At 65.0% G+C, this 19,637-nt stretch carries 18 protein-coding genes; 11 read left to right on the top strand and 7 right to left on the bottom strand.

Annotated features, from left to right (window positions below):
• Nucleotides 1–16 precede the first annotated feature (16 nt).
• Nucleotides 17–265: a WhiB family transcriptional regulator gene (locus tag ACSU04_RS04385; RefSeq protein WP_438253564.1), complete on the bottom strand. Its 249-nt coding sequence runs from the start codon at nt 263–265 to the stop codon at nt 17–19.
• Nucleotides 266–470: 205 nt separating this feature from the next.
• Here ACSU04_RS04385 and ACSU04_RS04380 point away from each other — a divergent pair, with 205 nt between their 5' ends.
• Nucleotides 471–893, top strand: coding sequence for a hypothetical protein (locus tag ACSU04_RS04380; protein WP_439288540.1), 423 nt, complete (start codon nt 471–473; stop codon nt 891–893).
• Between the two features lie 12 nt (nt 894–905).
• On the opposite strand, the gene bcp is transcribed toward ACSU04_RS04380, so the two are convergent.
• Genes bcp through aroA form a run of 3 tightly spaced genes read right to left on the bottom strand, consistent with a single transcriptional unit; the run spans nt 906 to nt 3,797 of the window.
• Complete coding sequence (bcp, locus tag ACSU04_RS04375; RefSeq protein ID WP_439288539.1) at nt 906–1,382, bottom strand: thioredoxin-dependent thiol peroxidase; 477 nt, start codon at nt 1,380–1,382, stop codon at nt 906–908.
• Nucleotides 1,383–1,392: 10 nt separating this feature from the next.
• The gene (gene rsgA / locus ACSU04_RS04370; protein ID WP_439288538.1) at nt 1,393–2,475 is read right to left on the bottom strand and encodes a ribosome small subunit-dependent GTPase A; all 1,083 of its coding nucleotides are present in this window, start codon (nt 2,473–2,475) and stop codon (nt 1,393–1,395) included.
• Nucleotides 2,472–3,797, bottom strand: coding sequence for a 3-phosphoshikimate 1-carboxyvinyltransferase (gene aroA, locus ACSU04_RS04365; protein WP_439288537.1), 1,326 nt, complete (start codon nt 3,795–3,797; stop codon nt 2,472–2,474). The genes rsgA and aroA overlap by 4 nt, the downstream gene beginning before the upstream one ends.
• A gap of 48 nt (nt 3,798–3,845) precedes the next feature.
• Between aroA and ACSU04_RS04360 the strand changes: the two genes are divergently transcribed.
• The 3 genes from ACSU04_RS04360 to ACSU04_RS04350 all read left to right on the top strand — a co-directional run bounded on the left by ACSU04_RS04360 (nt 3,846) and on the right by ACSU04_RS04350 (nt 6,112).
• Nucleotides 3,846–4,508 (top strand): sigma-70 family RNA polymerase sigma factor, encoded by a 663-nt coding sequence (locus tag ACSU04_RS04360; RefSeq protein WP_439278605.1) that lies wholly within the window; start codon nt 3,846–3,848, stop codon nt 4,506–4,508.
• Entirely contained in the window at nt 4,505–4,750 is a 246-nt protein-coding gene (locus tag ACSU04_RS04355; protein WP_439278604.1) for a zf-HC2 domain-containing protein, read from the top strand. The genes ACSU04_RS04360 and ACSU04_RS04355 overlap by 4 nt, the downstream gene beginning before the upstream one ends.
• 69 nt (nt 4,751–4,819) lie before the next feature.
• The gene (locus ACSU04_RS04350; RefSeq protein WP_439278603.1) at nt 4,820–6,112 is read left to right on the top strand and encodes a GNAT family N-acetyltransferase; all 1,293 of its coding nucleotides are present in this window, start codon (nt 4,820–4,822) and stop codon (nt 6,110–6,112) included.
• Here the strand turns inward: ACSU04_RS04350 and ACSU04_RS04345 are convergent.
• Both ACSU04_RS04345 and ACSU04_RS04340 read right to left on the bottom strand, forming a co-directional pair.
• Nucleotides 6,109–6,999: a YegS/Rv2252/BmrU family lipid kinase gene (locus ACSU04_RS04345; RefSeq protein WP_439278602.1), complete on the bottom strand. Its 891-nt coding sequence runs from the start codon at nt 6,997–6,999 to the stop codon at nt 6,109–6,111. The two genes, ACSU04_RS04350 and ACSU04_RS04345, sit on opposite strands and share 4 nt — an antisense overlap.
• 20 nt (nt 7,000–7,019) lie before the next feature.
• Nucleotides 7,020–10,703, bottom strand: coding sequence for a multifunctional oxoglutarate decarboxylase/oxoglutarate dehydrogenase thiamine pyrophosphate-binding subunit/dihydrolipoyllysine-residue succinyltransferase subunit (locus ACSU04_RS04340; protein WP_439278601.1), 3,684 nt, complete (start codon nt 10,701–10,703; stop codon nt 7,020–7,022).
• Between the two features lie 154 nt (nt 10,704–10,857).
• On the opposite strand from ACSU04_RS04340, the gene ACSU04_RS04335 reads away from it, so the two are divergent.
• From ACSU04_RS04335 to ACSU04_RS04325, 3 genes are all read left to right on the top strand, one after another.
• Nucleotides 10,858–12,327 carry a GuaB1 family IMP dehydrogenase-related protein gene (locus tag ACSU04_RS04335; protein ID WP_439288536.1) on the top strand — a complete coding sequence of 490 codons (1,470 nt, stop codon included), beginning with the start codon at nt 10,858–10,860 and terminating at the stop codon, nt 12,325–12,327.
• Between the two features lie 138 nt (nt 12,328–12,465).
• Nucleotides 12,466–13,785 carry a hemolysin family protein gene (locus tag ACSU04_RS04330; protein ID WP_439288535.1) on the top strand — a complete coding sequence of 440 codons (1,320 nt, stop codon included), beginning with the start codon at nt 12,466–12,468 and terminating at the stop codon, nt 13,783–13,785.
• Complete coding sequence (locus ACSU04_RS04325; RefSeq protein ID WP_439288534.1) at nt 13,782–14,843, top strand: hemolysin family protein; 1,062 nt, start codon at nt 13,782–13,784, stop codon at nt 14,841–14,843. Before ACSU04_RS04330 ends, ACSU04_RS04325 begins: the two co-directional genes overlap by 4 nt.
• Before the next feature lie 41 nt (nt 14,844–14,884).
• Here the strand turns inward: ACSU04_RS04325 and ACSU04_RS04320 are convergent, their stop codons facing one another.
• Nucleotides 14,885–15,952, bottom strand: a complete 1,068-nt coding sequence (locus tag ACSU04_RS04320) for an NADH:flavin oxidoreductase/NADH oxidase (protein WP_439288533.1) — start codon at nt 15,950–15,952, stop codon at nt 14,885–14,887.
• Between the two features lie 49 nt (nt 15,953–16,001).
• On the opposite strand from ACSU04_RS04320, the gene ACSU04_RS04315 reads away from it, so the two are divergent.
• Genes ACSU04_RS04315 through ACSU04_RS04300 form a run of 4 tightly spaced genes read left to right on the top strand, consistent with a single transcriptional unit; the run spans nt 16,002 to nt 19,633 of the window.
• Nucleotides 16,002–16,841, top strand: coding sequence for an ADP-dependent NAD(P)H-hydrate dehydratase (locus ACSU04_RS04315; RefSeq protein ID WP_439288532.1), 840 nt, complete (start codon nt 16,002–16,004; stop codon nt 16,839–16,841).
• A complete protein-coding gene (locus tag ACSU04_RS04310) occupies nt 16,838–18,061 on the top strand; it encodes a hypothetical protein (RefSeq protein ID WP_439288531.1) in 1,224 nt (407 codons plus the stop codon). Before ACSU04_RS04315 ends, ACSU04_RS04310 begins: the two co-directional genes overlap by 4 nt.
• A 30-nt stretch (nt 18,062–18,091) precedes the next feature.
• The gene (locus ACSU04_RS04305; protein WP_439288530.1) at nt 18,092–18,409 is read left to right on the top strand and encodes a thiamine-binding protein; all 318 of its coding nucleotides are present in this window, start codon (nt 18,092–18,094) and stop codon (nt 18,407–18,409) included.
• Nucleotides 18,410–18,418: 9 nt separating this feature from the next.
• The gene (locus tag ACSU04_RS04300) at nt 18,419–19,633 is read left to right on the top strand and encodes an MFS transporter (protein WP_439278593.1); all 1,215 of its coding nucleotides are present in this window, start codon (nt 18,419–18,421) and stop codon (nt 19,631–19,633) included.
• Nucleotides 19,634–19,637: the final 4 nt, after the last annotated feature.

Genomic DNA, 19,637 nt, shown 5'->3' with positions numbered 1-19,637 from the left:
TCTCAGTGTGGAAGGCTCAGGATGCGCGGCGGGCGCGCGCAGCACGGCGCTTGAGAGCGCGACGCTCGTCCTCAGAGAGACCGCCCCATACACCCGAGTCCTGGCTGGTCTCCAGGGCGTACTGCAGGCAGACCTCGGTGACTGTGCACGTAGCGCAGACAGCCTTGGCCTTTTCAATCTGGTCGACAGCCGGCCCGGTGTTCCCGACGGGGAAGAACAGCTCGGGGTCGACGGTGAGGCAGGCGGATTTATCGCGCCAGTCCATTGGGGCTCCTTGGGTGGATCTCGGTGAGCGTTCGCGGTACGAATGCTCAGTTCGGGCGACGAAATCGGGTATCGTCGCTCAGTTGAGTGCGAGCGGATGCTCGCCCCACGCCGCTGTGGGAGCACATGACTGTTAACATTGTGTTACAGCTCGGGCTCGAAATCAAGGATTTTGTGCCTACAAATCTGATTTCTCAGGAGACATTGTGCATTCACCCGTCCTGGCGGCTGCTGCAGCGGCGGTGTTGGCCCTCGAAGGTGCCGTTCTGACCGTGCTTATGGTGATGGAATTCATCGGCTTGGGATCCGGAGATGCAGCCTCGCTTCCCACTGCGATCGCGCTCATCGTGCTGACCCTGATCGGGGCTGTGGCGCTGTTTGCCTTCGCTGTGGGTACGCGCCGAGGTTACATGTGGGCGCGCTCTGGCGGTGTGGTGCTGCAGATTCTGGCGATTGCACTGGCGCTCGCGTCGCTCACCGTGCCGCCGGTGGCGTGGGCCTTCGTGCTCGGCGTCGGAATCCCCGGACTCCTTGGACTCATCCTGCTGGTCGCCAGCACTCGTAAAGAGTCAATCCGCACGGATGAGCCCACCCAGGATGATCCAGGCAAGGGGCCGGTCTCGGACTAAGGCGTCAAGACGTCAGGCGTCGAGGCCGAGCGTCTTGCGCAGTCGGGCGACGTGACCCGTCGCCTTCACGTTGTACTGGGCATGTGTGAGCGTGCTGTTCTCGTCCAGCACGAATGTCGAGCGGATGACTCCCTCGATGACCTTTCCGTAGTTCATCTTCTCGCCCCAGACGCCGTACGCCGTGTGCACAGCGTGGTCTGGGTCGCTCAGCAGCGTGAACGGGAGAGCGTCGCGGTCGCGGAACTGCGCGAGTTTGCTTGGCTCGTCGCGTGAGATGCCGATGACGCGGTAGCCGGCACCCTGCAATGAGGCGATGCTGTCGCGGAAGTCGCACGCCTGAGTTGTGCAGCCGGGCGTCATCGCAGCGGGGTAGAAGTAGAGGATCACCTTCTGCCCGCGCAGGTCGGAAAGGCTCACAGCGGAGCCATCCTGATCCTGCAGGGTGAAGTCGGGGGCGGCGGTACCGGGTTCCAGGCGCAGATTCGTCACGCCCAACAGCCTATCGACCGGAAGAAGATCCTGTGCTCGCATCCGCTTTGTCCGCGAACGTCTGCAGCATGCGTTGTAGCGAATCCAGGCGAGACCGCTCGGCGTCGTTCAATCTGCCCTCCGCGGCGGCTTCGATCAGAGCGCAGTCCGGGGCATCCGTCAGGTGTGTACACCCCCGCGGGCAGTTCTCAGCGATGCCAGCGAGCTCGGTGAACGACGCGAGGATGTTCGCTGGGTCCACATGTCCGAGCCCAAACGAGCGCACTCCTGGCGTGTCGATCACCCAGCCGGTGCCGCCCACACCCTCGTAGCGGAGCGAGACCGTTGAGGACGACGTGTGGCGTCCACGCCCTGTGACCTGGTTCACATGCCCCGTCGCACGCTGTGCGGACGGTACGAGGGCATTCACCAGGGTGGACTTACCCACTCCCGAGTGGCCGACGAAGACCGTCGAGTGCCCGATCAGCGCGGCGCCGATCTCGTCGAGCGGCATCTGATCGTTCGCGCTCGTGAACACCCGCAGATCGAGCCCGTCGAAGTGCGACAGGAACGCTGTCGGGTCGGCGAGATCGGTCTTCGTGACGACGAGGAGAGGGCGGATGCCAGCATCCAGGGCCGCCACGAGATAGCGATCGACCAGGCGCGCTCTCGGTTCGGGGTCGGCGGCCGCGACGACGATGAGCATCTGGTCGGCGTTGGCCACGATGACCCGCTCGACCAGGTCAGTGTCATCGGCGCTGCGCCGTAGCAAGGACGTGCGTTCGACGATTCCGACGATGCGCGCCAGCGTTCCCTCCGCGCCGGAGACGTCGCCGACAACGCGGGCCTGATCGCCCGTCACGATCGGGGTGCGGCGCAGTTCCCGCGCACGTGTGGTCGTGATGGCGCGTTCATCAGCGGTGTGCTCATCCATCATCACGCTGTAACGGCCACGATCGACTCCGAGAACGCGACCGATCTGTGCGTCATCGTGTGCGGGGCGCCGCTTTGTGCGCGGACGATTCGCCTTGGGATTCGGGCGGGTGCGGAAGCTGTTCTCGTCGAAACCCTGGAAGCCGTCTTCGAGGTCGTCATCTGGAGGGAGCCAGCTCACGCGGTGGTGCCTCCCAGCATCCGCTCCCAGAGCTGGGTGAACTCCGGCAGTGTCTTCGCGGTCGTGCCGATGTCGTCGATGACGACGCCGGGCACGCGGAGACCGACCAGTGCACCTGTTGTGGCCATGCGGTGATCGTTGTGCGCGGCCCAGTGCCCGCCGTGCAGGGGACGGGGAATGACGCGCAGGCCGTCGGAGAGCTCTTCCACTTCGCCGCCCAGCGCAGTGAGGTTGCCGATCAGTGCGGCAATCCGGTCGGTTTCATGCATGCGGATATGACCGATACCGCGGATCGTTGTCGGAGCATTCGCGAAAGCAGCGAGGCCGACGATGGTCGGAGACAACTCGCTAGCGGCAGAGAGATCGAGATCCAGACCGCGGATGCTGTCACCCGCACGCACGGTCATCGTGCCGCTATGGCGGCCGACGTGAGCGCCCATCGCCTGCAGGATGTCGGGCAGTAGTGCGCCGGGCTGTGTGGAGTGCAGCGGCCAGTTGGCGATCGAGACCTCGCCGCCGGTCACCATCGCGGCCGCAAGGAACGGCGCCGCATTGGAGAGATCCGGTTCGATCGAGATCTCTTTGGCACGCGGGACACCCGCCTCGACGAGCCATTCGCCTGTTGCGGGCCGCTCGATGCGGATGCCGCGACGGCTGAGTGACTCGATGGTCATATCAATGTGCGGCAGGCTCGGCAGGTGATCACCGGTGTGCACCAGGTGCAGCCCGACGTCGAAGCGAGGAGCCGCGAGGAGGAGACCGGAGACGAACTGGCTCGATGCGGAAGCATCGATCTCGAGGCGGCCACCGCGGATGCGACCCTGACCACGGATCGTGAAGGGCAGTGACCAGGTGCCTTCGTCGTCGATGTCGACGCCGAGGTCGCGCAGGGCCGTGATCATGGCACCCATCGGACGGTGCAGAGCATTCTCGTGCGCCGTGACATGCACGTCGTGTGCGGCGAGTCCCGCAAGCGGGGCGATGAACCGCATGACGGTGCCGGCCTGGCCGCAGTCGACGGTGGCGCCGCCGCGCAGGGGAGCAGGAGTTACGAGCAGGTCGGGACCGAACTCGCCCACGCCCTCGATCTCTTCGATGCCGATGCCGAGGGCGCGCAGCGCCTCGACCATCCGCAGCGAATCGTCCGAGTGCAACGGGGCAAGCAGACGGCCGGGGCCGTCCGCGATCGCCGCGATAATCAGCTCGCGGTTGGTGAGTGACTTCGACCCCGGAATGGTCAGCGTCGAGTTCACAGCGCTCGTTGTTTCGGGCGCGGCATAGGCGCCCCGGGCGGGGGATGGGGAATACCTTGTGTCGCTCATCGGTTCCACCTTAGTGAATGGTGCCGAAAGCGCCGAGAAGGAGTGGGGATGATCGCGACGCTGGAAAGAGAAGTGGAAGACATCTCAGGCCTAGACTGGCCAGTGATGGATGACACGGCACCCGCAGACACACTCCGCGACGCGCAGCGCGAGTTCGAGGAACAGGCGATTCCTTTCATGGATCAGCTGTATGCGGCGGCGATGCGCATGACGCGCAACCCCGCCGACGCGGCAGACCTTGTGCAAGAGACCTTCGTCAAGGCTTTCGCGTCCTGGGCGTCGTTCACGCAGGGCACGAACCTGAAGGCGTGGCTCTACCGCATCCTCACGAACACTTACATCAACATCTACCGCAAAAAGCAGCGTGAGCCGTTCCAAGGCACCATCGATGAGCTGGAAGACTGGCAGATGGGTGGCGCAGAGTCGACCACCGCATCCCACAGCCGTTCCGCCGAGGCCGAAGCGATCGACCGCATGCCTGCTTCCGTGGTGAAAGACGCGCTCCAGGAGGTCCCTGAGGACTTCCGTCTGGCGGTGTACCTGGCCGATGTCGAAGGATTCGCATACCAGGAGATCGCGGACATCATGAAGACCCCCATCGGCACCGTAATGAGTCGTCTGCATCGTGGCAGACGGATGCTGCGGGAGATGCTGGCTGACTATGCCGCTGAGCGAGGAATTGCCACGGCCGCTACAAGGAGCAAGAAATGAGCGATTGCGGCTGCGACAAGGCCCGTAAGGACCTGGAGGAATACCTCCGCAACGAGGTGTGCAGCACCGAGCACACCGAGATTCGTGAGCACATCGAGAACTGCCCCTCCTGCCAGGGAGAGGCATTGGTCGCCAGCACGCTGACCGAGGTCGTGGCTCGCGCCTGCAAGGAGACCGCTCCGGAGGAGCTGCGCGATCAGGTGCTCGCTAAGCTTCGAGCTGCCCAGGCCGCAGCGCACTGACGCCTGGCACTGACACCGCTGGGGCTTCCCGTCAGTGTTCATGAAGGCGCCTGCCTTTAGGCTGGTGTGATGACCGACGCACGCACTGTCCCCGTCGACCCCACGTCCTTTGAGCGCCTCGATGCTCAGCAGCTGACCTACCGGCTGATTGATACGTCAGCGGATGCCGATACTGAAGCGTTCGTCCGGGCGGATGCGCGCGGGTTCCTGGACGTCGATCCGGCAGCTGACCTCGTTGCCGCCGATAGTGGCGCGATTGCAGATCGTCGCAACATCGGGGTCTTCGAGGCTGACTCTCCGGTCGGCACCTGGCCCGTCGCGACGGTGAATTCCTGGGTGACGCCGCTGACCATCCCCGGTGGCGAGATCGGTATGTGGGCGATCAGCTCTGTCACAGTGTCCGGTACTCACCGTCGTCGCGGCATTGCTCGGGCGCTCCTTGAGGGCGAGCTTCGTGCCGCGGCATCCGCCGGCGTGGCGATTGCCGGCCTCACCGTCTCCGAGGCAACAATCTACGGCCGCTACGGTTTCGCATCCGCGGTTCCGGTCGCACGGATCACGGTCGACACCCGCCGCGCTGGGTGGGCCGGCGGAACACCCGCAGGTCGCTTGGAGTACCTCGACAAAAACGCGTTGAAGACCAACATCGCCACGCTGCATGAGGTCGAGCGCACTCAGCGATCCGGACAGATCGCCGGGTGGGATCGTCGGTGGGATCGAGTTGCCGGACTTGCGCCTGGGCACTCTGCGCCCGCGGCGGTGCGCGGGGTGCGCTACCTCGACGAACAGGGCGCGGTTCGCGGTGTTATGGCGTACAAGCTTGCCGAGATCCCGGGTACCTTCCACTCAGAGATGACCATCTTCCAGATGTCGACGGTGACTCCGGATGCGCTTCGGGCGCTCTGGGGCTTCGCTCTGCAGCATGATCTGGTCGACAAGGTGAACGTCGATCTGCGTCCGATCGATGACCCGCTTCCGTGGCTGGTGAATGATCGCCGTGGCGTTGAGGTCACAGTGCACGACCACGGCTGGCTACGCATTCTTGACGTTGCTGCCGCCCTCACCGCACGCACCTACCGGGCGCCACTCGATGTCGTGCTGCTGGTGGAAGATGCGCTCGGCTTCGCCGTGGGGTCGTGGCGAGTCAGTGTGGTCGATGGCCATGCCACGGTCACCGCGGCTGACGGCGATACAGCAGACGTGACACTCGACGTCGGCGCGCTTTCCGCGCTGTACGCCGGGGGAGTGAGTGCGGTCGAGTTGCGCGCCGCGGGCCGGCTGGATGCCACAGCAGAGCGCGCGGCATCCATCGACGATGCATTCCGTGCCGCCGAGGCACCGGTTCTGGGTATCTGGTACTAGGCAGGAACGCGCATCGTCAGTGCCTGCGGCAGCAGGTCGACGGTGATCGGTAGAGCGCCCATCGGGTCGCCGTCGGCGTAGCCGGTGAGCCCTGCCGATTCGAGGCGGATGCTGCGCACGCGGTGCGTGATGACCTCTGGCTCGTGCACGTGTCTGCCACGGAACGCCTTGGCGAGCACGCCGACCAGTCGCAGGCGTGACGCAGGGCGGACGAAGGTGAGATCGAGCAGCCCGTCGGATGGATCGGCGTTCGGCGAGATCGGTACTCCGCCGCCGTAGGTCGTGGTGTTCGCGACGGCGGTGAGCAGCAGCGGTCCGTCGTACTCGCCGGGATTGCCCTGGTCATCGATCCACGAGAGTCGATACTCGATCGGCCGGAGCAGAGCGAATTCGATTGCGATGGCGATGTTGTAGCGCGCGCGGCCCTGTGGCCAGCGCATCCGGTTGGCGCGCTCGTTGACCTTGGAATCGAAGCCACTGGCGAGGATCGTGGCGAACAGCTGGGATGAGCCGTCGGCGCGCGTCGCTCGTGCGATATCAAGGCTCGTGAGCCGGCCGTCGAAGGCGAGATCGGCGGCGACGAGCGGATCGCGGGGGATGCCCAGCGCGGTCGCGAAGTCGTTGCCAGTACCCACCGGAATCAGAGTGAGCGGTATCTGTGTGCCGTGCAGCGCCTCGACAGCCAGACGCATCGTTCCATCGCCGCCCACGACCACGACAGCGTCTGGGCGGCCGGTGCGTGCCTCATCGAGTGCGCGACGCGTGTCCTCGAACGAGCGGCCGTCGTCGACGGTCACCGATGCACCGCGTTCGCGCAGCCGCTCGATTGCTCGAACGGCTGCGCGTCCCGCTGTGCCGCCGCGTGCCGTCGGGTTGATGACGACCATCACGCGCAGCGCGGCGATGGTCAGTCCAGAGTGAGGGCGCGCTTGAGCAGATCAGCCTGCTCAGCCGCGTGCACCTTCGACGAACCGGTCGCGGGCGAAGCGGACGCCGCACGAGCGATCACGCGGAAGCCGCGCTCACGCACTGCAGCGAACTCCAGAGCCAGGAACGGCCATGCGCCCTGGTTCTCGGGCTCGTCCTGCACCCACACCAGTTCCGCGTTGGGGTACGAGTTGGTGAGAGTCCTCAGCGTGTCGAGCGGCGTCGGGTACAGCTGCTCGAGCCGCACCAGTGCGATCTCTGGGTTCGGGTTCTTGTCGAGTTCGCTGCGCAGATCCCAATGGATCTTGCCGGAGTGCACCAGCACGCGCTTGACGGCATCGCGGTCCAGGCCGCGGTCGTCGTCCAGCACCGGCTCGAAGCGACCGCTCGTGAAGTCCTCGACCGCGCTGGTCGCGCCGCGCAGGCGCAGCATGGCCTTCGGTGTGAAGACGATGAGCGGCTTGCGGGGGCGTGCATATGCCTGACGACGCAGCAGGTGGAAGTGCGATGCCGGTGTCGACGGTCGTGCCACGATCATGTTCTCCTGGGCGCACAGCTGCAGGAAACGTTCGATGCGTGCCGAGGAGTGGTCCGGCCCCTGGCCCTCGTAGCCGTGCGGCAGCAGCAACGTGAGGCCGGACTGCTGGCCCCACTTCTGCTCAGCGGACGAGATGTACTCGTCGATAACGGCCTGCGCGGTGTTGGCAAAGTCGCCGAACTGCGCCTCCCAGAGCACGAGTGCTTCCGGAGCCTCCACCGAGTAGCCATACTCGTACGCCATGGCGGCGTACTCGCTCAGCAACGAGTCATAGACGAAGAAACGGCCCTGGCTCTCGGACAGGTTCGACAGCGGCAGCCATTCCTGGCCGTTCGCGCGATCGTGCATGACAGCGTGACGCTGCACGAACGTGCCGCGGCGCGAATCCTGCCCGACAAGGCGCACCGACGTGCCCTCAGCAAGCACCGAACCGAAGGCAAGAAGCTCGCCGAAGCCCCAGTCGATCTTGCCACTGCGCGTCATCTCGACACGCTTGTCGAGAAGCTGCTGGATCTTCGGGTGCACGGTGAAGCCTTCGGGCTTGTTCGCGAACGCTTCAGCGATGAGGCCGACGACCTCGGTCGAGATGCCGGTGACCTCTGGTGCTCCGACGACCTCGTCCACAGGGGGCAGTTCAGGGGCAATCGGAGTCGCACCGGTCTCTGCGGCGTGCGTCTCGGCAAAGGCGATCTCCAGACGACCCTGGAAGTCGTCCTTCGCCTGCTCATACTCTTCTTCGGTGATGTCACCGCGGCCGACGAGCGCCTCGGTGTAGAGCTTGCGCACCGAACGCTTCGCCTGGATGAGATCCGTCATGAGTGGCTGCGTCATCGAGGGATCGTCGCCCTCGTTGTGGCCGCGACGGCGGTAGCAGATGAGGTCGATCACGACGTCGCTGTGGAAGCGCTCGCGGTACTCGAACGCAAGCTGGGCGACGCGGATGACGGACTCTGGGTCATCGCCGTTCACATGGAAGATCGGTGACTGGATGGTCTTGGCGACGTCGGTCGCGTAGACCGAGGTGCGAGCATCCGTCGGTGTCGTCGTAAAGCCGACCTGGTTGTTGACGACCACGTGAATCGTGCCGCCGATACGGTAACCGCGCAGCTGAGACATCTGCAGGGATTCGACGACGACGCCCTGGCCCGCGAAGGCAGCGTCGCCGTGGACGAGGATCGGTAGCCACGAGAACGTGCCGATGGGCTTGCGGTCCTGCTTGGCGCGGACGATGCCCTCAAGCACGCCGTCGACAGTCTCGAGGTGCGAGGGGTTCGCAGCGAGATAGATCGGCAGCTCGGACTTGTCGTCGGCCACGAAGGTTCCCTCGGTGCCGAGGTGGTACTTCACGTCACCGGAACCGCGCTGGTTGCCTGTCGCCTGAAGGCCTTCGAACTCGCGGAACACATGACCGTAGGTCTTGCCGGCGATGTTGGTCAGCACATTCAGACGGCCACGGTGGGCCATGCCGATCGCAGCACCTTCAAGACCGGAGGAGGCCGCGCCCTGAAGGATCTCGTCGAGCAGCGGGATCAGCGACTCGCCACCTTCGAGAGAGAACCGCTTCTGACCGACGAACTTCGTCTGCAGGAAGGTCTCGAATGCCTCTGCTTCGTTGAGCTTGCGGAGGACCCGCAGTTGCTCATCGTGGCCGGGCTTCTGATACTTGATCTCGAGCTGCTCCTGGAACCAACGACGCTGCTCCGGGTCCTGGATGTGCATGTACTCGATGCCGAGGGTGCGGCAGTAAGAGTCGCGGAGCACGCCGAGGATTTCGCGAAGCTTCATCACGCGCTTGCCGCCGAAGCCGCCGGTGACGAACTCACGGTCAAGGTCCCAGAAAGTGAGGCCGTGGCTCTCGATCTCCAGGTCAGGGTGCGAGCGCTGCACGTACTCGAGCGGGTCGATATCGGCCATGAGGTGGCCGCGCACACGATACGAGTTGATGAGCTCCTGCACGCGGGACTGCTTGTCGACGCGCTCGGCAAGGTCGACAGCGATGTCGGAGTTCCAGCGGATCGGCGCGTACGGGATGCGCATTGCCGCGAAGATGCCGTCGTAGAAGCCGCGCTGACCGATGAGGGCCTCGTGCACCTTCTTCAGGAACTCGCCGGAGCCGGCACCCTGGATGACACGGTGGTCGTAGGTGCTGGTCAGGGTGATCGTTTTGCCGATGCCGAGCTCAGCCAGCGTCCTGCTGCTCGAGCCCTGGAACTCGGCCGGGTAATCAAGGGCGCCGGCGCCGATGATGCAGCCCTGGCCCTTCATCAGGCGCGGAACGGAGTGCACTGTTCCGATACCGCCCGGGTTCGTGAGCGAGACTGTCGTACCGGCGAAGTCAGTGGCAGTGAGCTTGTTGGCGCGGGCGCGGGTGACGAGGTCTTCGTAGGCTGCGAGGAACTCGGTGAAGGTCAGAGTATCGGCGCGCTTGATGCTCGGCACCATGAGGGCACGGGTGCCATCAGGCTTGGGCAGGTCGATGGCAATGCCGAGGTTGACGTGCGCCGGGGCGACGACGGACGGCTTGCCCTCGATCTCTGCGTAGAAGACGTTCTGGCTCGGGAACTCCTTCAGCGTCTGGATGAGTGCCCAGCCGATGAGGTGCGTGAAGCTGATCTTGCCGCCGCGTGTGCGTGACATGTGGTTGTTGATGACGATGCGGTTGTCGATCATCAACTTCGCGGGGATCGTGCGCACGCTGGTTGCGGTGGGAACCGTCAGCGACTGGTCCATGTTCGCGGCGAGGGTCTTCGTCATTCCGCGCAGCGGGGTGACTTTGTCCTCGTCAGCGGACTCTTCGGCGGTCTTCGCCACGGGCTTGGGCGCCTGAGCCGGGATCGGCGCCGGCGCAGCAGGCTTGGCAGTGGTGCGAGCCACCGGCTGCGAGCCGATCACGGGGATCGGTGCCGTGACAGGGTGCTCAGCGGCGGCGGCAGAAGCTGCCGGACTGGTCACCGCGGGCGACGCGGGAGCTGTCTCCGGCTTGTAGTTCTCCAGGATCGGCCACCACTCCTTGTCAACGGAGTTGCGGTCAATCTTGAACTGTTCGTAAAGTTCGTCGACGAGCCACGAATTGGCTCCGAAATCCCCGTCGTCTGAACCCCCGACGCCGGCTGCCTGGTTCGCCACGCGCTATCGCCCTCTTTCATCGCTGAAGCTTTAGTTCGTGCGCGCCCCGGAGTCCCCGGATTCGCGCACCGTACGTTCTAGCCTAACGTGTTCTTGCACATGAATACGCGTGCAGACCCGCGCGTTTTGCGCCGCAGAAAGCTACCGTGGAGACATGAAGTTCGTCAACGAGCAACCCGCCGTAGATCTCACCTATTCGGACGTCTTTTTGGTGCCACGACGTTCAGACATCACGAGCAGGCTTGAGGTGGACCTTGCGCCCCACGACGGCACCCCCGCGACCATTCCGCTCGTGGCATCAAACATGAACTCGGTCACCGGGCCCCGGCTCGCCGCCGTGCTGGCGCGGCGAGGTGGTCTCGGCATCCTTCCGCAAGACATGCCATTGCAGGATCTGGATGCCGCTATTCGTGAGGTCAAGGCACAACCGGTCGCCTGGGACACCCCACTCGTGCTGTCTCCTGCTGCCTCGGCCGCAGATGCGCTGCGCCTGCTGCCGCCGACTGCCGGACATGGCATCGTCGTTGCCGAGGGCTCCTTCGTCGATGGTGGAATGCGCATCGACGCGGCCGGGGTGCGTGGCATCGTGCCTGCCACGCGACTCGGAGTGGCGCTTCCGGACGCGCAGCTGGGTGACCTGGTGCACTCTGGCACACCTGCATTGGCCGCCGAAGACATCACGGACGCACGCGCGGCGTTCGACGTCATCACTGAGACCGGTGCGGATTTGGTCACGGTCGTCGATCACGGACATCTGGTCGGAACGCTCAGCGCACGCAGCGCCCTGCGCTCGACTCTGTACTCTCCATCGCTCGATGCCGACGGGCGCCTCGCAGTGGGGGCAGCCGTAGGGATCAATGGTGACGTCGCTGCGAAGGCTCGAGCTCTGGCCGCCGCTGGCGTCGACGTGCTCGTCATTGATACTGCGCACGGACACCAGGAGGGGATGCTGCGTGCTCTGTCTGCGGTGGCCGCACTGAACCTCGGCATCCCACTTGTGGCAGGCAACATCGTCACTGCGGACGGCGTGCACGATCTCGTCAATGCAGGGGCATCGATTCTCAAGGTCGGCGTCGGTCCCGGCGCGATGTGCACCACGCGCATGATGACCGCGGTTGGTCGGCCGCAGTTCTCCGCGGTGCTGGAAACTGCCGAGGCAGCGCGATCGCTGGGCGCACACGTGTGGGCCGACGGGGGAGTGCGGTACCCGCGCGATGTTGCGCTCGCACTCGCGGCTGGCGCGGCATCCGTCATGATCGGCTCCTGGTTCGCTGGCACGATCGAGGCACCAGGGCAGCTGCAGACTGATGCCGAAGGACGCATCTACAAGGAGTCGTGGGGCATGGCATCGACCAAGGCCGTGCAGGCGCGATTCGGACGGCTCGACGCCTACGATCGTGCGCGCAAGGAGCTCTTCGCCGAGGGGATCTCGTCGTCGAAGATCTACCTCGACCCGCTGCGCCCTGGCCTTGAGGACCTGCTGGATATGATCACTTCCGGCGTGCGCTCCTCGTTCACATACGCCGGTGCGGCATCGGTTTCGCAGTTCCACGACCGAGCCCTGGTCGGCCGCCAGTCGGCTGCCGGGTACGAAGAAGGAAAAGCGCTGCCGGTCAGCTGGTAGCGGCCTGCGGACCGCCGCACGATCAAAGGGCGAGCTGACAGGACTGGTTCTGTAGAATCGAAGCACCATGGATGACCCTCCCAGTAGTAGTACACAGCCCCACAGCCTGCCGTTCTTCTCTGAGGAGGGGAGCGACTGATGGATTACGTCATGCTGGGCGTGGGGCTCCTTCTCACGGTAGGAACGGGATTGTTCGTCGCGAGTGAGTTCGCGCTCGTCAACCTCGACCGGGCTGAACTCGAGGCACGCCAGGCCCGCGGAGAATCGCGACTGGCGCTCACGATCAGCGCACTGAAGCACACGTCGACCCATCTTTCGTCCGCGCAGCTCGGCATCACGCTGACCACGCTGCTCACCGGTTACACGATGGAACCGGCACTTTCTAACCTGCTCGGACCGGCACTGATGTCATGGGGCATCGCCGAAGCCACCGTCCGTCCCATTGCGACCGTGGTGGCCATGACCATCGCTACCGTTCTGTCGATGATTCTCGGCGAACTGGTGCCGAAGAACTTCGCCCTTGCGTTGCCGCGCCAGACCGCCAAACTTGTGATCCCGTTCCAGACCGGATTCACGGCCGTCTTCCGACCGATTATCGTGGTGCTCAACGGCAGTGCCAACGGCGTTCTACGCTCGATGGGCATCGAGCCCAAGGAAGAGCTTTCCGGCGCTCGAACGGCCGAGGAGCTCTCTTCGCTCGTGCGCCGCTCTGCCAGCGCTGGCTTTCTGGAGGCGGACACTGCCAGCCTGCTCGACCGCAGCCTCACGTTTGCCCGCCTCTCCGCAGACGACGTGATGACCCCGCGTCCGAGCATGCACGCGATCTTCGCCGGTGATTCTGCGGAGGACGTCATTCAGCTTGCCCGACGCACAGGGCTCAGTCGCTTCCCGGTCTACGGCGACGATCTTGACGACATCACCGGTGTTGTGCACCTGAAAGCGGCGGTCTCCGTTCCCCGCGAGCGCCGCGCTGATGTGCCCGTCGGGGCACTCGCCACCGAACCACTGCGTGTTCCGGAGACGCTCCATCTGGATGTGTTGATCTCCGAACTGCGTGCAAAGGGTTACCAATTGGCCATCGTGGTCGACGAGTACGGCGGAACCGCCGGGATCGTGACGCTCGAAGACCTGGTCGAGGAGATTGTCGGAGAGGTCTTCGATGAGCACGACCGCAGCCGTGCTGGCGTGGTTCTCGGGCTCGACTCGATCACCTTCCCCGGCGAGCTCCGTCCAGACGAATTGCGCAGTCGCACTGGAGTCCAGGTTCCTGAAGGAGATGTGTACGACACCGTGGGCGGCTACATGATGAGTGTGCTCGAGCGTGTTCCAGGCATCGGCGACGAAGTAACGCTCGACTCGGGGGTCCTGCAGGTGATCCGCATGGACGGGCGCCGCGTAGACCGTGTTCGGTACATGGCGACACCGGTCGATGCTGCAAGCGAAGAGGTGACCCGATGAACGATTGGGAAGGAATCGTCTGGCTCGTCGTGCTTCTCGTCGCGAACGCGTTCTTCGTCGGAGCCGAGTTCGCCGTGATCTCGGCGCGACGTTCGCAGATCGAGCCACGCGCCGAGCAGGGTTCGCGCTCTGCCAAGACCGCGCTGTACGCAATGGAGCACGCGACGCTCATGCTGGCGACCTCGCAGCTCGGCATCACGATCTGCTCGCTCCTTATTCTGAATGTCTCCGAACCGGCGATTCACCATCTCCTCGGCATCCCGATGCACGCCTTCGGTTGGTCAGATGCCGTCGTCGATATCGTCGCGTTCGTGATCGCGCTATTGCTGGTCTCGTATCTGCATGTGGTGTTCGGCGAGATGGTGCCGAAGAACCTCGCGTTCTCGGTGCCGGATCGAGCGGTGCTCATTCTCGCTCCGCCGCTGGTGTGGGTGTCGAAGGTGTTCATGCCGGTGATCTGGGTGCTCAATGCGGCGGCCAACGCCGTGCTGCGGTTGTTCCGCGTCGAGCCGAAGAACGAAGCGGCATCCACCTTCACGATCGAAGAGGTGGCGACGATCGTCGACCAGTCGCGTCGTGAAGGGATGCTCTCGGACGCCTCGGGCGCTGTGGCGAAGGCTGTGGAGTTCACCGATAAGAAGGCACGCGATATCGCCGTCCCGCTGAGCGATCTGGTGACATTGCCGCAGACCACCACGCCGGATGACATCGAGCGCGCTGTCGCCAGGTACGGCTTCTCCCGGTACGTGATCGTCGACGAAGAGAGTGTGCCGCTCGGCTACGTGCACCTGAAAGACATTCTGCGTGCCTCAGAGGGGGAGGATGCCGCGACCATGACTGTGGAGCCGATCCCGCAGAAGCGCATCCACCACATGGCGCCTGTGCAGGAGGACACCGACCTGGAGGATGCGCTCGCGGTCATGCGCCGAGCCGGTCGGCACCTGGCGAAGGTGCGCAATGCGCAGGGCGAGACAACGGCCGTGCTGTTCCTGGAAGACATCCTGGAGGAGCTCGTCGGCGAGGTGCAGGACGCAACGCGGAAGGTCCACGGCCGCTGACGCGCCCATCCCGCCCGGGTGACGGGCGGGATGACGGTACGTCAACGCCAGCGGGCGCGGGTGTACTGCGCAGGCCAGGGGATGCTGGCACCGAGTTCATGCGCGGCGCGCAGGCCGAAGTGCGGGTCGCGCAACCACTCGCGTCCGGCGAAGACGGCATCTGCCGCGCCATCGGCGAGCACCTGCTCCGCCTGTTCGGCAGCGGTGATGAGCCCCACCGCTGTCACCGGGATCCGTCCGCTTCGCCGCACCGTCTCGGCCAGCGGCACCTGATATCCAGGGTGCACGTCGATCTTCTGGTGCGCGACGAGTCCGCCGCTGGAGACGTCGATGAGGTCGGCGCCGTGCTCCACAGCCCACTCACTCACGATTGCAGCCTCTTCGGGCGTGAATCCTCCCTCGGCGTGATCAGTCGCCGAGATCCGCACGAACACAGGCACGCCGTCTCCGGCAACACCGCGCACCGCGTCGACGATACGCAGTAGTAGGCGCGCCCGGTTCTCGAGCGATCCACCGTACGAATCATCGCGCAGATTCGACAGCGGCGAGAGGAACTGATGCACCAGATACCCGTGGGCCGCGTGGAGCTCCAGCACGTCGAACCCGGCGTCGAGCGCACGACGGGCGGCATCGCGAAACGCATCGATCACATGCTCTATCCTCGCCGCATCCAGCGCGACAGGTGCTTCGAAGCCGTCGAAGGCCACAGCGGATGGTGCGCCAGTTTGCCAGCCACCGTCAGCGATCGACACGGATCCGCGCTCGTCAGCCCACGGCCACCAGGTCGACGCTTTGCGCCCGGCGTGTGCGAGTTGGATGCCAGCGAGCGCACCGCGTTCGTGAATGGCCCGCACGATCGGTGCCCACGCATCGCGCTGCCGGTCGTTCCACAGCCCGGCGTCGCGCGGAGAGATGCGTCCTTCGGCGACGACTGCGGTGGCTTCGGTGATGATGAGTCCGGCGCCACCGTCGGCGAACTGGGTGAGATGTGTGTGATGCCATTCCTGCACCACTCCGTCTACGGCGCTATACATGCACATCGGCGAGACCCAGAGGCGGTTAGGGAACGTGACAGAGCGGATGCTGAGCGGGGAGAAGAGAAGACTCACTCGTTGACCGTATCGCGCTCAGACAGGGGCGGCGCGCTAGCGTGGAACCATGGTCGACGTCCGCGAATGGTCCCGTGCAGATACCGGACGCCTGTTGCAGGCACCGGCTGCAACGGATGACAAGTACTCCCGCGGTGTCGTTGCGCTGCGCACAGGATCGAACGAGTATCCCGGAGCTGCCGTGCTGGGCGTCGAAGCGGCCTGGCGCACGGGCGCAGGCTTCGTGCGATTCGTCGGCGGCGGACGTGCAGCGGATGCGGTGATCGCCCGCAGGCCGGAGACCGTGGCAGCCTCCGACACGGGACGAACCCAGATCGATTCCTGGGTCATCGGCTCTGGCACCAATGCCGCGGAGCGCACACCGGACGAAGAGGTCGCGCTGCGCACCATTCTCTCCGGATCCGCTCCTGTCGTGGTCGACGCCGGAGCGCTCGATCTCGCACTGGGTGCGACGGCACCCGTGCTCGTCACACCACACGCCGGGGAGTTTGCGCGACTGCGCGCCCAGCTCCGGCTGCGAGATCGCGCTGATGCTGCGGATCGCGCTGCCGATGCCGCGCAGACAGCCGAGGCCCTTGGCGCCGCGGTGCTGGTGAAGGGTTCGACGACGCTGGTCGCGGCATCCGACGGCACCGTCATCTCCGTCTCATCTGCGCCCAGCTGGCTCGCGACGGCTGGTGCAGGTGACGTGCTTGCCGGCATCCTCGGTGCATTGATTGCCGTGAACCCGAAGACCCCGATTGCTGAGGTCGCGGCGGCGGGCGCCTGGCTGCATGGGTACGCGGCACGACTGGCATCCGGCGCAATCGAGGGTCGGGTCGGGCATCCGATTGTGGCACTCGATGTCGCCGAGGCGCTGCCCACAGCGATCGGAGATCTGCTTTCGTGAAGTTCCGGACAATCGGTCTGTGGGGCGCATTCCTCGCAGTGCATATACTCATCGCCTGGCAGGGGTGGGCGTACCCGAGTCAACCGATGGGCGATGTCGTCCTCGTCTACGAACCGTGGTCGGCGGCTGCCCTCAGCGGCGGTTCGATCGTCGGCATCACAGAGCCGTGGGTATATCCCCAACTGGCGCTGCTGCCGATGCTGCTCACTCAGCTGCTCGCCTGGCCGCTGACAGCCTTGGTCGGCATGCCCGGCGCGTACCTGATCGGGTGGGCAGTGCTGATCACTGCTTTGGATGCTGTCGCCTTCGGCGTGCTCGTCGGACGCACAGGTTCAGCGCCTCGCCGTTCGGCCGGATGGTTCTGGACCGCAGCGCTTCTGCTGCTCGGCCCGATCGCGATGTACCGCATCGATGCCGTCACGGTGCCGCTGGCGGTCATCGGCGGGTTCTGGCTCGTCAAGCGCCCTGGCGTGGCGACGGTGCTGCTCACGATCGCGGCCTGGATCAAGATCTGGCCAGGCGCCCTCGTGCTCGCTGCCGTTGTCGCGGCCAAGAGCCGGATGCGCGTGCTGCTTACCGCAGCCGCAGTCAGTGCAGCGACCGTGGTGGTGCTGTTCCTGCGCGGCGCCGATCGGCATCTGTTCGGTTTTCTCACCGAACAGACCGGACGCGGCCTGCAGATCGAGGCTGTCGCGGCGACGCCGTTCATGTGGATGGCGCATTTCGGCGCAGCATCCGTCGACTACAGCTTCGACATTCTGACCTTCCAGATCAGCGCACCGGGTGCCGAGGTTCTCGCCGCATTCCTGACCCCGCTGATGGTGCTGGTGACGCTCGCGGTCGTCGTGCTCGGCGCCGTCAAGGCGATGAGGGGAGCATCCTTTCCTCGCCTGTTCCCACCGCTCACTCTCGCGATCGTGGTGACGCTGATCGTGACCAACAAGGTGGGCTCACCGCAGTTCCAGACCTGGCTGATCGCTCCGGTCGTCCTCTGGATCATCTTCGACCGCACCCGATCGGGCGTGCCCGCCGGCCTCGTGCTCGCGCTGTGCGGCCTGACATGTCTGATCTACCCGCTGACCTACGACGCGCTGCTACGAACGGAACTGCTGCCGGTGCTGCTCCTGACCGTGCGCAACCTGTTGCTCGTCGTACTGCTGGTCATCTCCACGCGCGCCTTGGTGCGTGTGCCCACCAGCCACATATCTGCCAGACGCTGAACGTCCCAGTCATCGAACCGAAGGAACACCATGCTCATCGCATTCTCCGTCGCACCATCCGGCACCGGCGGCGAGGACGGATCCGTCCATGACGCTGTCGCGGCCGCAGTCAAGGTCGTCCGCGACTCCGGCCTGCCGCACCGCACGACCAGCATGTTCACCGAGATCGAGGGCCCCGATTGGGACACGGTGATGGATGTCGTCAAGCGCGCCACCGAAGCCGTGATGCCGTTCGGATCCCGCGTGTCGCTCGTGCTGAAGGCAGACATTCGCCCGGGGTACTCGGGCGAGCTCGATGCGAAGGTCGAGCGTCTCGAAGCGGCGATTGAGGATGCCTCCGACCAGTAGCATTGACGGGTGAACCACTCCTCGACACTCTCGAGGGGTGCGGCGATGACGGCGCTCCTCTCTCTCGCCATCGGCTCCTTCGGGATCGGTATGACCGAATTCGTCGTCATGGGGCTGCTGCCCGACATCGCCCAGGATTTGCTCCCGGACGTATGGGCGGCGTCGCACGAAGAGGCGATCGCGCAGACGGGCATCCTGATCTCCCTCTACGCGCTCGGCGTCGTGATCGGTGCGCCGACGATCGCCGGCTTCGTGGCACGCTTCCCACGACACCATGTGATGTTCGGGCTCGCACTGGCATTGACGCTGTTCAACGCGTTGACGATCGTGCTGCCGACATTCGAGTTGGTCGGTATGTCGCGCTTTCTGGCCGGGCTCCCGCACGGCGCCTACTTCGGGATCGGGGCACTGGTCGCCGCAGACGTGCTGGGTCCCGGCAAGCGTGCCAAGGGCGTCGCGTTCATCCTTACCGGGCTCACCATCGCGAACGTCATCGGCGTGCCGCTCGGCACGTACCTCGGGCAACAGTGGGGCTGGCGCACGGCCTTCATGATCGTCACCATCGTCTTCGCGGTGGCGACGATCTGCATTGTCAGATTCGTCCCGAAGCATCCGGGAGAACCGGGCCGCACCATGCGGTCCGAGCTCGGCGTGTTCCGGGTCGGCCAGGTCTGGCTCACGCTCGGTATCGGAGCCATCGGCTTCGGCGGCTTCTTCGCCGTTTACAGCTACATCGCGCCCCTCGTGACAGATGTTGCCGGGTCGCCTCAATGGGCAGTACCGATCGTGCTCGTGCTCGTCGGACTCGGCATGACTGTCGGCAACATCCTCGGTGGGTACATGGCAGACCGCGACCTGCGGCGCACGCTGTTGATCGGCATGGGCGCTCTGGCACTGGTGCTTGTCCTGCTGGCACTGCTGTCGTTCCAGATGATCCTGCTGGCCTTCTTCGCATTCGCGGTGGGGCTGGTGTCCTCCGTGCTGAGCCCGGCGATACAGACCAGGCTCATGGACGTCGCGGGCGACAACCAATCCATCGCGGCGGCGATGAATCATTCCGCGCTGAACATCGGCAACAGCCTCGGCGCCTTCCTCGGAGGGATGGTGATCGCCATCGGCTGGGGATTCACCGCGCCGGCCTGGGTCGGAGCCGCATTGGCTCTCGTCGGTCTTGCGATAACTGTGGTCGCGTTCCGCACCGAGCGGGTCGCACTCGCTGTCTGACGGG

The organism is Microbacterium sp. A84 (genome assembly GCF_051842815.1).
Taxonomy (GTDB): Bacteria; Actinomycetota; Actinomycetes; order Actinomycetales; family Microbacteriaceae; genus Microbacterium.
Note: the sequence above shows the minus strand (reverse complement) of the source record. Positions and strands in the feature narration are given on the sequence as shown.